Consider the following 16,167-nt stretch of genomic DNA (forward strand, 5'->3'; position numbering starts at 1 on the left):
TGCGCGAAAAAATCTTTTTTTGAAAAGCTGGGTGAAAATATCTGCCCACTGAAGCCATTAAAAGAGGGTTTTTATATGGTTTCGGAAGGAGCGGCAACCGACTTTGAAAAAATAATCACTGAGAAAAAAACCTCGTTTTCAAGAGAGTTAGTTATGAGCTTTGTCGATCCGAACGAATTGAAATTTCTCAACCCTGAATTTAGAGAGGTGACATCTGTCTTTTTGAACTGCAAGAGAGAATGTGAAATCGACGAGCTTGTTTCTTTCATTCTTTCTATGAAAAATGAATTTGGGTTTTCCCGACCCCACGTGGATTTCGGCGGTTTGACGCCCGTCGTTCTGGTATTTTTCGGCGCTCCTGTATCGCACGAAAACAGGGACTTTAGGGCGTTAGATTTCATTTTGCAAGTACGTGAACGTTTCGATAAAAAGATAAAATTCGGTTCTGCTAAAGGGATTTGTTATTGCGGTTTTATAGGTGGTTCCAAAAGGAAAGAGTTTACATGCCTTGGGGATTCTGTGAACCTGGCCTCAAGGATGCTTGGAATTTCACCCTGGGGAGAAGCTTTTGTGGATAGTTCTCTTTTAAAAACGAGGGGTTTCGACTTTTCTGAGATGGGCGATGTATTGTACAGAGGCAAAACCCAAGTCGTAAAAACATTCAAATTAGAAGCCTACGAGGAAAAGATTTTTGACCATTACATGAATCCCTACGTTGGAAGAAAAGAAGAATTAAAAGAATTTTCGGAATTTTTAACGCTGTTTGAAAACAGGAAAAAACCCGGATTTGTCTTAATTGAGGGTGAAACAGGCGTAGGTAAGACAAGACTGGCGAGTGAAATAAAAAACGCCTTTACCCAAAAATTCGACTGGTTTTACACGCCTTGCGACGAGGTATTCAGAAAAAGTTTGGGTCCAATCAGAAAGCTCATCCCGGAAATACTGGGCTTGATGGATGCGGATGAAAGTAAAAACCTACGAAAATCGTTTGATGAAAAGTACAACAGGTTCCTTGAAAAGGTTCCCGATGATGGATTGAGGGAAAATTTAAAGAACAAAAAAAGTATAATAGCCGGTTTAACCGGAATTCTGACCAAAAATATGATTATCGAAGGGATTCCCGAAGAGGACAGGTTTGAAATGATTTTGTCTTCAATCAAGGAATTAATCAAAGCCTCTTCCCTCATAAAACCTGTTGTAATAGAAATTGACAACGGACAATGGATAGATAGTGACAGCTTGGTTTTATTGAAAAGACTTTACTCCGGCACAGATGAATATCCCATAGCGGTGATAATAGAAAAAAGGCCTTCAAACACGAGAATTCCGGAGGAAATTTTGAGCTCCAATCATATGAACATCGGGATAAAACTTAAAAACATGGATTTTGCTGAAACTTCCGAATTTTTAAAATGCTGGTTTCCCCAAGAAAAAATGAGCAGTTCGTTTCTCGAATTTGTGATGGAGAAAAGCAATGGCAATCCACTCTTTGCCGAAGCTATATCTATTTACATGACGGAAAATAGAGTTAAACCGGAAAATTTCGACGAAACAGCCCTTGATTTTGAAGTTCCTTCCGACATCGAAAATTTGATAATATCGAGAATAGACGGATTTTCTTCAAATTTAAAAAAAACAGTGAAGACAGCCGCGGTTCTCGGCGATGAATTCTCAAAAAAGATTCTTTGTGAAATTTTAGGAGAAAAAGATGTTTCGGATACGTTGAAAGAAGGCGAAACCCAAAGGCTTTGGACGAGCATTTCCAAGGACAAGTACGCATTCACAAATACTCTGATCAGACAGACTGCCAGCGAGATGCAGTTGAAAAAAGATCTAAGGCTGCTCCACTTGAAAGCGGGAAACGCCATAGAAAAGATAAACGCGAATTACATCAAAAAATATTATGGAGAACTGTCTTATCACTTCGAAAAAGCCGGGGACGAAGAAAAAGCCATCAAGTATTTGAAACTTGCCGCCGAAAATTCAAAAATCAGTTTTAGGATTAAAGACTCGGAACATTTTTACACCCGGCTCGTAGAGTTAACAGAAAAGAAAATTGGGCAAAATGGAAAAGACATGAAATTATTAGAGCAGAAAGCTTTGTTTTTGAAGGAGAAAGCTAAGGCAACATGGCTCTCCGGTAAAATGAAAGAATCCATTTCGTCAAGTTTAAAAGCCCTTAAAACGGCAGATCTGTTGGCTGACAAGACAATAAAAGTGGATGTATTGATACAGCTGGGATCTTCTTTTAACAGCACCGGTCAATCAGACAAATCGAAATATTATCTGGTAAAAGCCGGACAAACGGCGGAAAAGATGAAGTCCAAGAAATTGAGAGCCATAACGGAAAAAAATCTCGGCGATTATTTCATGGACCGAGGTGAATATTTAAAGGCAATTAAATTGTATAAATCCTCTTTGACTCTTTACAGAGGGGGTAAAAACAGCAAAAAGTTGATCAGCGTCTACGGCAGTATAGGTCTGCTTTACTACTATTTGGGAGATTACGAGAAGGCGAAAAAATACGTTTTAAAGCAGATTGTAATAGCTGAAAAATTCGGAGATGTCTACGAAAAAATCAAGGGGTTGGGTAATCTCGGGATAATCTACAGCGATCTCGGAGATCACAAGATGGAAAAAAGAATCTATGCAAGAGTGATGAAAACATCTAAGAAAATCGGATACAAAAACCTTGAAGCTAAAACATTGGGAAATATAGCGGGAGTATATGTCGCCTTGAGTCAATATGAAAAGGCGATAGAGAGTTACGAAGATCAGATAAAGATATCAAGTGAGATGGGCGATTATTTGGGCGCCAAATTTCCGAAAATCAACATAGCTTCGGCTTGCATATCTCTTGGTAGGTACGAACAAGCGCAAGAAGCCTTGAATGATTTTTTCGATTACGCTTTAAAAGCCTCAGATAAAAGAAGTTACGCGGTTGGATTGGCGATGAAAGCTGGTTTGGAGCTCAGAAGAGGAGATGCCGAAAAAGCCGTAGAACTTTACAAAAGAGCGATAGGAAAACTCGAAAAGATGAAAGTCAAGTACTACTCGACATTTTTCAGGGTTTCGCTGGCCTACCTATATTTAGACCGGGGTAATTTTAAAAAAGCTCAAAAATCCCTGGGTAAGGCTCTTGAGGATTCTGAGAAATACAAAATTTCGACTTTGATCCCACAGGCGAAAATCATCGACTTTTTTTGCAGGATAAAAAATTCCCGCGACGACGATGAAAAATCTTCTCTCTATGCGGAGCTCTTGAAAATACCGGAAGCTTCCAAAGAGAAAATTATAAGAGCTAAAGCTAATTACTACATCTCCATTTTAACAGCGGAAGAAAGAGGGCTTTCGGATTTAAAAACTACTTTGAAATACGGCCGGAAAGCTCTGAAATCTTTCCTGTCCGAATACAAAAAGACGAAAAACGAGGAATGCAGACTGTACGCCGAGAGTTTAAGAAAGAAATTAAAAGGGATTGATTTTTAAAGTTTTAATGACGATAAATATAACCGCCCAAAAGATCTGAAAAGACGATTAAAGGCATTTCACAGACCGTCAGTTCGAAGAGCGCTTCATTCGCTAGATGCTCATGGGAAAGAACTTTGACTTCTTTTACAGTTTTTGAAAGCAGCGCTGAAAGACCTCCGGGAAAACCCAAATAGACGCAAGATTTGTTTCTCATTTCCGATAAAAGGTTTTCTGAAATCGTACCTTTACCTATCAGCAGGGATAGCCCAGAATGTATCAATTTAAGTATGTGAGCCTCCATTCGATATGAGGAGGTCGGACCGACTGCGTATTTGCCCTGGATTTGGTCAATGGTTGATACGGAACTTAGAAATACTGCGGAATTTTTAAAAGGCAGAATATTGCCTTTTTCTACGAGGTCTGAGATCTCGGACAAAGTGGAGTCTCTTGCCGCGTAAATTTTACCGCTGACTAAAATTTTGTTTCCAGCCCTCAAGTTCTCTATGGATTTTTTGTCTTGGACGGGAATTGTTATTTCTTTGTCAAAAATCATATTGTCGTCTTTGCCTTTCTCGCCGCGCAACATTGAAAGGAGACAGATACCGGAAAGGAGGAAATATGGCGGGGGAATGTTTCTATGAAAAGTTCGACCGCCGTGAGGCTTCCTCCGAAACCAGCGGGTCCAATTCCAAGCGAGTTTATTCGACTGAGCCACGCGGTTTCAATCTCGGCTATCTTCTCATTGACGCTGCGTTGTCCGATATCTCTCGTGAGAGCTTTTAAGGATAGAAAAGAAGCCCGATCGCAGGTTCCGCCCATTCCTATTCCTATGATGACAGGAGGGCAGGAATTAATGGAGTTTTCGATTGTTGTTTTTTCTACGAAACGGTAAATTTCTTCTTTGCTGGCGTTAGGCAAAAAAATTCCGGATCTTCCGGAATTTTCAGCGCCTCCTCCCCTGAGCATTAGTGTGAGCTCCAATTTATCGCCTGGATTTGTTTCAAAATAAACAGATGCCGGAGACGCTGACCTCGAAGAATTTTCGTCCGGGAAAACGTCGGACACCATTGAATTTCTAATTACACCTTTCTCGCCGGCTTTTTTTACACCGGAATTTATCTCCAGGGCTAAATCAATTTTGGAAATGTCTAAATTCGATCCTACACTGGCAAAGACGCAGACTATCCCTGTGTCCTGGCAGACCGGCCTGTTTTCATTTTCTGCCGCCGCAGAGTTCTCGAGTATCAGACCGATTACCTCTGATCCTCTGAAGTCGCCAGAACGAAGTAAATACTCCCTGTAAAAATCCTTCACGCTTTCGTCCAAAGAACAGGAAGCCTTTTCACACAGAGAAAGCACGGATTTTTCTATGGTTCCTTTTTCTATGGCTCTCATTTTCGTCATTTCAACTCATTCAATTCAAATAAACATAAGATTTCTCTCCGGACAGCTTATAAAGGCTTCTTTATTGTAAGAGTTTATTGGATTAAAAGGAACAGTTTATGTATAATTTTTAGATGATGTTTTCATGTGTATGTTTATTTTACTTGATTAGTTTTGTTCAGGATTCCTCTTTTTCCAGCGTCAGGGTCGGACTTGTCCTCAGCGGAGGCGGCGCGAGAGGCTTTGCCCACATAGGTGTTCTCCAAGTTCTTGAAAGGGCTGGATTCCGTTTTGACTGCATAAGCGGGACGAGCATGGGATCAATAGTCGGCGGTCTCTACGCTTCGGGGTACACCCCCTGTGAACTCGAAGAAATGGCAACAGAAGTGAATTGGGGGGAAGTATTCGATGACGGGGTAAAGAGGCGTGATCTTCCTTTGGACGAAAGGCTGAATTCAGAAAGGTACATTGGAGGGTTGGATTTCGAAGGGTTTAAACCGATACTTCCCATGGGACTTATCGAGGGACAGAGAATCGAAGAATTGCTGTCTTATTTGACGTGGAGAACTTCTACGGTTGAAGATTTTTCCAAATTGCCGACTCCATTTATCTGTGTCGCCGCCGACGTTGAGAAATCCGAAGCGGTCGTCTTGAGCGAAGGCAGTCTATATGAATCCATGAGAGCGAGCATGTCGATACCGACAATATTCACCCCTGTGGTTTTGGACAGAAGGCTTTTGGTAGACGGTGGGACAATAAGAAATTTTCCGGTGCAAGACGTCAAAAAACTCGGAGCGGATTTCGTAATAGGTGTAGATGTGGGAACCCCGACGAAAAAATATTCTGAATTTCACTCGGCCGTAGACATAATAAATCAAGTAATAGGATTCAGCAATACAAGGGAGAACCTTGAACAGAGAGCAATGTGTGATTTCCTCATAACTCCGGAACTGGAAAATTTTTCCAGTTATGATTTTTCAAACCCCGACACTTTCATAAAACTCGGAGAAATAAGCGCGGAAAAATGCTTCGAAACATTAGTTTTTCTCGCTGACAGCCTGAATATGTCAGCGCGAGAAAATCAGAGGTTTACCCAATACACACCGGACTCCGTTTTCGTGAAAGATATTTACGTAATAGGCTTGAAGGAAGTTTCAAGAACTTTTGTCGTCTCCTCTTTCGGATTTGATTGCCCCTGCTGGCTTGACGACGATAAGATAAGAGAAGGCGTTGAAGATGTCTACAACACATTGTTTTTCAAAAAAGTCAATTACAGGCTAAAAGAAGCCGATGACGCATACATTTTGATCATAATAGTAGAAGAGAACAGGGGAGACAGGATCAATCTCGGTTTGAGATACAATTCTTATACTAACACTCAGTTGCTTCTCAATATCACTCTGAGGAATTATTTGTTGAGAAATTCTAAGTTTACCGCCGACCTGAAACTCGGGGAAAATTATTCCTTCGGTATCAAATATTATCTTTACGCTTCTTTGGGTTACGTCAGGAATAAAATAGGGATTGTTTTGGGGGCGGGTCTCGATCAGAAATATTTCTATCTATATGAAGGAGGATCAAGATTCGCCAGGCTTGACTTTAAATCGGTTTACGGGTCCGCAACATTTGGGCTGACTCTGCTCAACAACGTCAATTTCACTTTTGGAGCGAAACTGGATTATTCAGCTCTGAAACCAGATGTCGCTCCCGTAAACTTCAGAGACAGCGAATACAACGGGGTGGTTTATACTGCAAGACTCGAAAGCGATAATTTAGACAGAATCTACTTCACCGGATCTGGGATTAAAACAATTTTGGAGGTGACTGTGGGAGACAAGAATTTCGGGTCAAAGGATAATTACCTTAAGTTGACCGGAGATATGTCTGTATTTGTACCTGTTACTGATAAAACAGCCCTTTTTTTCGGGGCTTGGGGCGGTATTTCGGAAGCAGAATCTCTGTCCGTTCAGAACAGATTCTACATGGGCGGTCACACGCCGACTGACTGCATGAACACTTTTCTGGGTTACGAGAACATGGAATTATCCGGAAGGCAAATGGCGGCTTTCAGAACTGGCTTGAGAATCGAACCCCTTGAAAACAGGTATTTGGAGTTTCAATTCAACGGCGGGAAAATCGCCGGGGAAATCGATGAATTGCTCGAGAATGAGAACATTCATTACGGAGCGGGTTTAACTTTAGGCAGCGAAACGCCCATCGGTCCTCTTTATATATCAGCTGCTGGAAGGAATGTCGAAAACATAAATTTTTACTTGAATATCGGTTATAATTTCTAGAAAAAAGGAGGCAAATTGAAAAGAATATTTTTTGTCGTACTTGCGTTTTTGCTGATTTCCCAAATCCACGCCGAGACTATCGAAGAGATAAGAGAGGCGTACAACAAAGCCAACGAAATGATAAACAACCAAGAACTTTATGTAACCGAAATGAAGATTAATTCTTCGGGAATACCTTTCCCTGGTTCGGGTATATATGAAAAAAAAGTATTCTTGTATTGGGAATGCAACCCTGAATTGGATGACTTTTATCACCTGGTCAAAGTTCATTGCAGAAAGACAATTTCAGCTTTTGAAGAGTATTCGGAGATGCTTTTCAACGACAAGGGGCAATTGATATTCTTTTACAGAAAAGGCGGATATGGAGAGAATCAGGATGAAGAAACGAGGTTCTATTTTTCAGGGTGGGAACTCATAAGAGTCATACAAAATGGAGAAGTTTTCAATTCACCCGACAGGTCTCAGACAGAAACCGCTCAAGCCATTATCGAAGAAGCCAAAGATCTTTACAAAGCGTTTAAGATAATCCACAGCGATTGATTCGATGAAATCTTACGCTTCGCTTTTGTTTTTTGTGTTCGTTAGCAGATTGAACTCGCAAAACTTCCTTTACGACCTCGAGAAAAGAACTCTGGATTTGGTTAATGAATACAGAGTCGCTCATGGACTTATGGAACTGCAATTCGATGAAACAGTGGCTCAACAGTGCAGGGAACACAGCAGATTCATGTCGGCTTCAGACAGAGGTCTGACCCATGAAGGATTTAAAGACAGGGTGGAGAAGATTTCGGCTGTAGTTGTCTTGAGTTCAGCCGCTGAAAATGTAGCAAGCAACTTAAATACTCCGGATCCCTGCTCTACGGCGGTTGCGGGATGGATAGGCAGTCCTCCGCATGAAAAGAACATGTCTGGCGACTGGGACATAACGGGCGTCGGAGTTTCCATGGCACCCGATGGCAAGTACTATTTTACGCAGATATTTGTCAGGCTCGAAGATACAACCTTTTCGTCTGGTTATTCTCAGGAGGAAGTGGAAGGGTATCTGGCAGAAATGATCGACGAATACAGAAGAGGTTTAGGATCCGGGGGATTACCCTGGGACCAGACAATAGATTCACTGGTTGAAATTACGGCTAACAGCTTTTCCGCAAACCTCTCTGAAAAGGGAGAACTGCTCTCTGAACTGAACGAAAAGATCCAGAAGTATTTCGATACGGAAAGGATCGGAGTGATAATCACGTCGAATTCAGGTTTTTTGATTCCTCATGAAGAAATATTCGGTGACTGGTCAAGTAACTCTGAATACAAAACCTTGATGGCGGATGATTTCGACCTGGCTGGCTTGACGGTAATTTCGGACGATGGAGGACACTATGTCTGTATTTTGGCGCTTGTTAAGTTGGCGGAATAAATGAAATATTTTAAAAAAATCATCGGGAAAAAAGTGTATCTGTCGCCCGTCGATATAGACGACTGCGAACAGTACGCGCAATGGATCAACGATCCGGAAATTTCTATAAACCTCGATTGTTTTTCGCAGGTATTTTCGCTGATCAAAGAGAGAGAAGCTCTGGAAAAACTCTCTAAAGAAAATTCAGTTTTCGCTATTGTTGAAAACAACAGCAACAAACTCATAGGTAACTGCGGACTTCACAACATCGATTTCATAAACAGAAAAGCGGTTCTTGGTATTTTCATAGGCGATAAAAATTTCTGGAATAGAGGCTTCGGAACCGAAGCTGTAAACCTCCTTCTCGACTATGGTTTTAACGCGCTAAACCTGAACAGCGTGATGCTTGTCGTGAAAGAGTTCAATAAGAGAGCCATAAAGTGCTACGAAAAGTGCGGTTTTAAAACTATCGGCTCAAGAAGGGAAGCAAGTATTGTCGCAGGCGGGAAATACGATGAAATCATGATGGACATTCTCGCTGGAGAGTTTACAGAAAACCTGTCGGCAAAATACATAAATAATTGAGCAGGTTTAAAAACCTGAATTTTAAAGATCCAAAAGGGGGGGGAAAATGCTTAAAGAGTTAAAGGAGTTCGCGGTTAAAGGCAACGCCATTGATATGGCGGTGGGTATCATAATTGGCGCGGCGTTCGGCGCGATTGTCCAGTCCATTGTAGCGGACATCATAATGCCGCCGCTCGGACTTCTGATAGGAAAAGTCGATTTCTCTAACCTCTTTATTCTTCTTCAGAACGGAAATCCCGCAGGTCCCTATTCATCTCTCGCAAACGCTCAGACCGCAGGCGCGGTGACGATAAACTACGGAAACTTTGTAAACATCTTGATAAGGTTTCTCATAGTGTCTTTTGTTGTTTTCATCCTTGTGAAAAACATCAACAGGCTGAAAAGACAGGAAAAAACAGTTGCCGAGACAAATGCAAAAGAATGCCCTTTCTGCTTCTCGCAAATACCAGTAAAGGCGACTCGTTGTCCATACTGCACATCTGAGATAAAAAGCTGAAAGCAAGGCGTCGGTTTAATTTTGATAGTTGAAGGCATCAGAAATTTTATTGAAACAAACAAAACAAAAAAAATATTGGATGTCGGGTGCGGAGAGGGTAGATTCACTGAGAGCATACAACCGGTTTATGAATTATTGTTGGCTGGGGACAGGGAGAAAAGGTTTTTTAAAGGAAAACCTCAAGGAACGAAGATAAGTTATGTATGTTTCAACGGTATTTCGATGCCTTTCAGGGATGACGAATTCGATTTGGTTTACGCGAGAGCGGTACTCCACCATGAGAAAAGATGGAAGGATTTATTCGACGAATTTTTCAGGATTTCAAAGGAAAAAGTCCTCGTTGAAGAACCTTTTGAAGACAGGAGGACCGAAGAAAAATCAAACGCTTACGACGCGATGGAATTTTTTCTAAAACTTCAAAAAGAAGCCGGATACGAACATTACAGATATATATCTCCAGTTGAATTTGAGATTTATTTTGACAAAAATAAGATAAAATATCTAAAAAGAGTTGAAAAAAACGACGCTGAAATAAGTTTTGAGGAAATATTCAGGGGTTTCGATAAATTCGCCGAAAAAAGCGGGCGCAGGGAATTCTGGACTTTTGAATTCGAAAAGTTAAAAAAAAGATTTTTTGGAAAATGTTTTTCTGATGACGACTTTTTGATCATTCAAGCCGACAAAAAAGGCAGTGTCTTTGACAAGAGAAAATAATTATTCCTGAGTTTTTTTTGCTTAAAAATTGAAAAATTCGTAAAAAAGATGATAAAATGCCTGAATATGAAAAGGGATGTTTTTTTGAAAAAACCGGACGAGAAGGGTTTGTATTATGTCAGAAATCTATGATCCGACCCCAGCAATATAAACAATTACAGTGATGTGATACAAAACTGAGTCAACCCTTTTGCATGATTTTATTTGGGTAAAGAAAACAGAGAGGAAAAATGGATAGTTTGATTTTCATTCCAGGTTATAAAGAAGCGGTAATGATGTTAATCGGATTTTTCCTGATCTGGGTAAGCGTTAAAAAAAATTACGAACCCCTTTTGCTCCTGCCCATCGGCATAGGTATAATTCTCGTCAACCTACCGGTATCCCCTCTGAGAGCTGAAGATTCGATCCTGGCGCTCATGTTTGAGAAGGGCGTAAAAAACGACATATTCCCGCTTCTCATATTCATTTCAATAGGAGCGATGATGGACTTCAAGCCCCTTGTCCAAAGACCCTGGCTTGTTGTTTTCGGGGTTTCAGGGCAGATAGGGATTTTCGCGACGATGACGATGGCAGTCCTCCTCGGATACAACATTCAACAGGCGGCTTCAATCGGCATAATCGGCAGTGCCGACGGTCCGACTTCGATTTTCGTGTCCTCTAAACTCGCCCCGGAACTGCTTGGACTGATAACTCTCGCTGCATATTCGTACATGGCTTTGGTCCCGCTCATACAGCCTCCAATTATGAAAGCCCTGACGACAAGAGGAGAACGCTCCGTCAAAATGCCGGTCAGCACTTATGTGGTGGGTAAAACTCTCGAAAAGCTCTTCCCTTATCTCATACTTTTAGTTTCAGGCGTTTTTTGCCCTATGAGTGTTCCCCTGATTGGATTTTTAATGTTCGGGAATATTCTCAATACTTCAGGGGTCACAGACATGCTCGCGAAGGCATCAAAAGATTACCTTTCAGGTCTCGTCACATTGTTTTTAGGCATCGCTGTAGGATCTTCTATGACCGCACAGTCTTTTCTAAAATTCGACACACTCATAATATTCTTCCTCGGTTTATTTGCTTTCGCTTTTTCGACAGCTTTCGGAGTTTTGCTCGGAAAATTGATGCTGTTGTTCAAAGTTAGAATAAACCCGCTAATAGGAGCGGCGGGATTGTCTTCATTCCCCATGTCCGCGAGACTTGTTCACCAGATTGGACAGGAAGCCGACAGGACAAATTACTTGCTTATGCACGCGGCGTCGGCAAATGTATCGGGACAGCTCGCCTCGGTTATAGCAGGAGGCGTTTTGATAGATCTCGTCGTCAAATACGCTCCGGGCGCTGATTTTACCGGATCAGTTTTTCCGATAGCTTTGAAAATACTCTCTGTAGGAATGGGAAGGGTGTTTTTCATAATGATAATAGTCAGTTTGGTTATTTATCTTACAAGGTTTTTGTTTAGACAGAAGAATACACAATAATGCAAAGGAGTTGATTATGCGAGGTCTGACTCTTCTAATGCTTTTAGCGATATCCGCGATTCACGCGGACCCCCCCGCGACGTATGATTTGAGAAATGTCGGAGGGGTAAATTATGTCACTTCCGTGAAAGACCAGCAGGGAGGAACATGCTGGACGCACGGAGCGATGGCATCAATAGAAGGAAATCTTCTGATGACAGGCGCATGGACGGTGGCGGGAGACACTGGTGAACCAAACCTCGCCGAATATCATCTGGACTGGTGGAATGGTTTCAACGAATGGAACAACGACGACCTCAACCCGCCAAATGGAAGCGGACTGGTAGTTCACGAGGGCGGAGACTATATGGTGACCACAGCCTATCTGAGCAGAGGAGAAGGAGCTGTGAGAGACATAGACGGCCAGTCGTTCTCGGTCGCACCGGCGAGAAGACTTTCTTCTTACAGGTATTACTATCCAAGGCAGGTCTGGTGGCTTACGGCCGAAGCAGACCTTTCAAACATTGACGCGATAAAAGAAGCTGTCATGACCTACGGAGTTTTGGGAACTTGCATGTGCTACAACTCCTCTTACATCTCCAACTACATCCACTATCAGCCCCCGTCCAGCACGGAACTTCCAAACCACGCCGTCGCGATAATAGGCTGGGACGACAATCTCGTAACCCAGGCTCCCCTTCCCGGCGCTTGGCTTGTTAAAAACAGCTGGGGGACAAGCTGGGGAAACAGCGGCTATTTCTGGATTTCTTATTACGATAAATACAGCTGTCAGGAGCCGCAAATGGGAGCGGTGTCCTTTCAGCAGGTGGAAGCCATGAGATATGATACTATTTATTACCATGATTACCACGGCTGGAGAGACACTAAAACGGACTGCTCCGAGGCTTTCAACGTGTTTGTCGCCAAAGGGGATCAGATGATTCAATCCGCGAGTTTTTTCGCCGCTCAGGACAGCGCTCAATACACGGTCAGAATCTACGGCGGATTTGACGGTTCACAATTAACCCAGCTCCTGGATGAAGAAACGGGCGTTTGCGAAAGGAAAGGTTTTTACACCGTGGATTTTGATTCTGCCCCTTCATTCAACGAGGGAGATACTTTTTACTTATACCTTTACTTATCCGAAGGCGGACAGCCTTACGACAGGACTTCAGACGTCCCTGTGCTTCTCGGAGCGGTCTACAGGACAATTGTCCAATCTACGGCGCACCCCGGAGAGAGTTATTACAAGGATGGATCGGTGTGGAATGATTTATACAACTGGTCCGGAAATCCCTACCCACAGACGGGAAATTTCTGCATAAAAGCCTGTGCGGTCAACGTCGGTCTTAAAGTGTCGCCCCAAGAAGACGGAAGATCCCAAGGTCTGCCGGGAGGCCCTTTTACTCCCGATCAATTCGAATACGAAATTACTTATAGCGGCTCTGACCAGGTCAACTACTCGGTTTCTCTCGTCAACTCAGCGCCGTGGCTGACGCTTTCCGGCCCTTTGACGGGTTCATTGTCGGGTTCCGACACGGTTGACATAACATTTTCTATAAACTCAAATGCCAATTCTCTCGGCTTGGGAGCCTACAGGGCTACCGTGCAGTTTCAAAACACGACAAACCAGCTCGGGACGACCGAAAGGGATATAATTCTTCTGGTGGGTTCAAACCAGACCGTATATTTCTGGAGCCTCGACACAAATCCCGGATGGTCCTGCGATCCTCAGTGGGCGTTTGGAATCCCCACTGGACAAGGCGGACAGCACGGCAATCCAGATCCGACTTCGGGTAACACCGGCTCAAACGTCTTCGGATACAATCTCAACGGAGATTACGCAAACAATTTATCTGAAAAGTACCTGACGACAGATGCCATAGACCTTTCAGGTCTTTACAACACGGAGTTGAAGTTTTACAGATGGCTGGGCGTTGAAGCGTCGAGTTATGACCACGCTTCATTGCAGATCAAAATCGCAAACGGCGACTGGATGACTATCTGGAGCAATCCAGATTCGCATACAGAGGATAATTCATGGACACAGTATTCCTATGATATTTCAAATTATGCCGACAACCAGAATGAAGTCTACTTGAGGTGGGTCATGGGGACGACGGATGGAGGCTGGGTATATTGCGGATGGAACATCGACGACATAGAAATTCTCGGAATACATTGCACCGGTGTCGAAGAAAATCCCGGATCTGAAATTCCCTTTAATCTGTCTTTTTATCTGAGCAGACCGGTTGGGCAAGAAACTGATATACTGTTCTCTCTGCCGACGGATCAAAACATCGAATTGTCCGTGTTCGACATAAGCGGCAGGAAAGTCGTGACATTGATTGATGAGATGAAGACGGCTGGGTCGTATTCAGTGAAGTGGGCAGGAATGGACGATTTTGGAAATCTCATCGCTGATGGAGTCTATTTTGTCAGGGTGGCGACTTCTGAAGGTTCTGTTTCACGTAAAATGGTTCTGACGAGATAGAAGGAGAAGAGGAGGGAAACCTTTCCCTCCTCTTTAATTATCATCATTTTTACCCAAATTCAGACAGAGCAGACGACGTCATTGACGGACATCGCTTTAGCGGTTTTCACAGCCTTTTTTTGTCTGTTTTTTTTAATTAAAAAGCGGGAAATGGCTTTTACCTGGTCTTTTTTCTTTTTTTTCTTGTTTGCCGCCTCTTCTTTGGGTGCTGTGATTCATGGAATTGCAGTGACAGAGAATTTTGTATTAATGGCGAAATTCGCAATAAGCCTTTTAATTACTACCTCCATCACTTTGTTTGTTTTTTTGTCGCTTTACTATTTAATAAAGAGAACTTGTAAATTCAACCCTGTATTTTTTGCGTTTTTAATCTCGCTTCCAGCAGTCCTTGTGTCTTTTTTTCAAGGCAAGGGCGATATAATTATAAAAATTTACCAATTCGCATCTCTGATGTTCTCAGGATCTGTATTCTTGTTTGTTTTTTTTAAAGATAAAAATTTGGGAGCGACTCCAATGGTTATCGGCGTTTTTATGACGATTGTGTCTGCGGCTATACAGTTTATTGGAAGCTTGTCATTTCGTTTTTTTTGGACGTTCGATCACAACGGGATTTTTCATTTGATTCAGTTAGCAGGGTTGGTTTTTGTTTTCGCCGGAGCGGAATATCTGGAAGAGGTAAACCCATTAAAAAATGCAGAATAAAATGTTATTATTTTTTTCAAAAGGCAAAATTTACGATTGTTGATAACTAAATATGTTTTTGACTTTATATACTCAACTGTTTAGGTGATATAGAGACACGCAAAAAAATGATCTTTATAAACATACGTATTTTAGCAGCATATAGCTGTCAACTTAAATTTATGAAACAATCGCTTATTGACCGCATATCAACTTTTTTGTGTTGATAAAATTGTGGAAAACTCATGTTTTATTATTGACCCTTTGAATATTTGAGTTATCTTTATTTGATATGAAAATAGGTTATCCCTGCATAAATAATGGAATGAAATGCTCTTCCGGCTCGACTTTCCGTATAAGAAACTATTCAAAAGAGATTCTCTTGTCGAAAATTTCGTCGAACCTTTCCTGTCTGGAAAAGACACTGAGTTTCAACGCTGAAAATGGACTGCTTTTTTTCAGGATAAACTCGGGTTTGATTCCTTTTGGTTCACATCCGGTGATGGATTTTGACTGGAAAGTGCATTTTAAAACCCGTTTTAAGGCTATAGGAGATTTCATAAAGAAAAACCAAATGAGAATTTCAATGCACCCCGACCAGTTCACCCTTATAAACGCAAAAGACCCAGAAATAGTCAAAAAGAGTTTCAAAGAGCTCCAATACCACAGTGACATACTCGATTCCATGGAACTGGATTATACCGCGAAAATTCAAATCCACGTCGGGGGTGTTTATGGAGAGAAACAAAAATCTTTGTCGCGATTTGTGGAAAATTACCAAAAACCTCCCGAAAGTGTCAGAAAAAGGCTTGTAGTTGAAAATGACGACAGGCTGTATTCATTGCAAGATTGCCAATGGATAAATGAAAAAACCGGTGTACCAGTTCTTTTTGACACATTCCACCATGAGTGCTTGAATATGGGAGAAGGTTTGGAAAAGGCTCTTGAAAATTCAGCTATAACATGGGGTATTGAGGATGGGACACCAATGGTGGATTACAGCTCGCAAAAAAAAGGCGCGAGGAAAGGGTCGCACGCCGAGAGTTTGGACAGAGCTCATTTTTTGAAATTTCTTGAAAGCTCAAAAGGATTTGATTTTGACCTGATGCTTGAGATAAAAGACAAAGAAAAAAGCGCCTTAAAAGCCCTTAAGCTGGCAAAAGAAAAAAGGAGAGCATAAAATGACAAAACTCAATCTGCTTAAA

13 protein-coding genes are annotated in these 16,167 nt (G+C 42.0%); 11 read left to right on the plus strand and 2 right to left on the minus strand.

The genetic code is table 11. The annotated features are described in order from the left end of the window. Nucleotides 1–3,489, plus strand: a 3,489-nt coding sequence (locus JXA84_07925; protein ID MBN1151126.1) for a tetratricopeptide repeat protein, incomplete at its 5' end; no start/stop codon positions are given. 4 nt (nucleotides 3,490–3,493) lie between these two features. On the opposite strand, the gene JXA84_07930 is transcribed toward JXA84_07925, so the two are convergent. Further along, on the minus strand, nucleotides 3,494–4,057 hold the full coding sequence (locus JXA84_07930) for a fumarate hydratase C-terminal domain-containing protein (GenBank protein ID MBN1151127.1): 564 nt from the start codon (nucleotides 4,055–4,057) through the stop codon (nucleotides 3,494–3,496). After that, nucleotides 4,021–4,875, minus strand: a complete 855-nt coding sequence (locus tag JXA84_07935) for a fumarate hydratase (GenBank protein ID MBN1151128.1) — start codon at nucleotides 4,873–4,875, stop codon at nucleotides 4,021–4,023. The genes JXA84_07930 and JXA84_07935 overlap by 37 nt, the downstream gene beginning before the upstream one ends. A gap of 143 nt (nucleotides 4,876–5,018) precedes the next feature. Between JXA84_07935 and JXA84_07940 the strand changes: the two genes are divergently transcribed. The 10 genes from JXA84_07940 (at nucleotide 5,019) to uvsE (ending at nucleotide 16,142) form a co-directional block, all read left to right on the plus strand. Then, nucleotides 5,019–7,151 (plus strand): patatin-like phospholipase family protein, encoded by a 2,133-nt coding sequence (locus JXA84_07940; protein ID MBN1151129.1) that lies wholly within the window; start codon nucleotides 5,019–5,021, stop codon nucleotides 7,149–7,151. Nucleotides 7,152–7,166: 15 nt separating this feature from the next. Then, the gene (locus tag JXA84_07945; GenBank protein ID MBN1151130.1) at nucleotides 7,167–7,691 is read left to right on the plus strand and encodes a hypothetical protein; all 525 of its coding nucleotides are present in this window, start codon (nucleotides 7,167–7,169) and stop codon (nucleotides 7,689–7,691) included. A gap of 4 nt (nucleotides 7,692–7,695) precedes the next feature. Beyond that, entirely contained in the window at nucleotides 7,696–8,562 is an 867-nt protein-coding gene (locus tag JXA84_07950) for a CAP domain-containing protein (protein MBN1151131.1), read from the plus strand. After that, on the plus strand, nucleotides 8,563–9,126 hold the full coding sequence (locus JXA84_07955) for a GNAT family N-acetyltransferase (GenBank protein ID MBN1151132.1): 564 nt from the start codon (nucleotides 8,563–8,565) through the stop codon (nucleotides 9,124–9,126). Between the two features lie 46 nt (nucleotides 9,127–9,172). Continuing rightward, nucleotides 9,173–9,622 carry a large conductance mechanosensitive channel protein MscL gene (gene mscL, locus JXA84_07960; protein MBN1151133.1) on the plus strand — a complete coding sequence of 150 codons (450 nt, stop codon included), beginning with the start codon at nucleotides 9,173–9,175 and terminating at the stop codon, nucleotides 9,620–9,622. A 21-nt stretch (nucleotides 9,623–9,643) separates the two neighbouring features. After that, entirely contained in the window at nucleotides 9,644–10,336 is a 693-nt protein-coding gene (locus JXA84_07965) for a class I SAM-dependent methyltransferase (protein MBN1151134.1), read from the plus strand. Nucleotides 10,337–10,566: 230 nt separating this feature from the next. Continuing rightward, entirely contained in the window at nucleotides 10,567–11,808 is a 1,242-nt protein-coding gene (locus JXA84_07970; GenBank protein MBN1151135.1) for a sodium ion-translocating decarboxylase subunit beta, read from the plus strand. Between the two features lie 16 nt (nucleotides 11,809–11,824). Then, the gene (locus tag JXA84_07975) at nucleotides 11,825–14,281 is read left to right on the plus strand and encodes a T9SS type A sorting domain-containing protein (protein ID MBN1151136.1); all 2,457 of its coding nucleotides are present in this window, start codon (nucleotides 11,825–11,827) and stop codon (nucleotides 14,279–14,281) included. A 150-nt stretch (nucleotides 14,282–14,431) separates the two neighbouring features. Next, nucleotides 14,432–14,983: a hypothetical protein gene (locus tag JXA84_07980; GenBank protein MBN1151137.1), complete on the plus strand. Its 552-nt coding sequence runs from the start codon at nucleotides 14,432–14,434 to the stop codon at nucleotides 14,981–14,983. A gap of 271 nt (nucleotides 14,984–15,254) precedes the next feature. After that, nucleotides 15,255–16,142 carry a UV DNA damage repair endonuclease UvsE gene (gene uvsE, locus JXA84_07985; GenBank protein MBN1151138.1) on the plus strand — a complete coding sequence of 296 codons (888 nt, stop codon included), beginning with the start codon at nucleotides 15,255–15,257 and terminating at the stop codon, nucleotides 16,140–16,142. Nucleotides 16,143–16,167 lie beyond the last annotated feature (25 nt).

Source organism: candidate division WOR-3 bacterium (assembly GCA_016926475.1).
Classification (GTDB): domain Bacteria; phylum SDB-A; class SDB-A; order SDB-A; family SDB-A; genus JAFGIG01.

Bases quoted from the DNA above. Each gene is read 5' to 3' on its own strand.
- JXA84_07975 (MBN1151136.1), top strand. From the start codon at position 11,825: ATGCGAGGTCTGACTCTTCTAATGCTTTTAGCGATATCCGCGATTCAC.
- JXA84_07970 (MBN1151135.1), top strand. From the start codon at position 10,567: ATGGATAGTTTGATTTTCATTCCAGGTTATAAAGAAGCGGTAATGATG.
- JXA84_07955 (MBN1151132.1), top strand. From the start codon at position 8,563: ATGAAATATTTTAAAAAAATCATCGGGAAAAAAGTGTATCTGTCGCCC.
- JXA84_07935 (MBN1151128.1), bottom strand. From the start codon at position 4,875: ATGACGAAAATGAGAGCCATAGAAAAAGGAACCATAGAAAAATCCGTG.
- mscL (MBN1151133.1), top strand. From the start codon at position 9,173: ATGCTTAAAGAGTTAAAGGAGTTCGCGGTTAAAGGCAACGCCATTGAT.
- JXA84_07930 (MBN1151127.1), bottom strand. From the start codon at position 4,057: ATGTTGCGCGGCGAGAAAGGCAAAGACGACAATATGATTTTTGACAAA.
- uvsE (MBN1151138.1), top strand. From the start codon at position 15,255: ATGAAAATAGGTTATCCCTGCATAAATAATGGAATGAAATGCTCTTCC.
- JXA84_07950 (MBN1151131.1), top strand. From the start codon at position 7,696: ATGAAATCTTACGCTTCGCTTTTGTTTTTTGTGTTCGTTAGCAGATTG.
- JXA84_07980 (MBN1151137.1), top strand. From the start codon at position 14,432: ATGGCTTTTACCTGGTCTTTTTTCTTTTTTTTCTTGTTTGCCGCCTCT.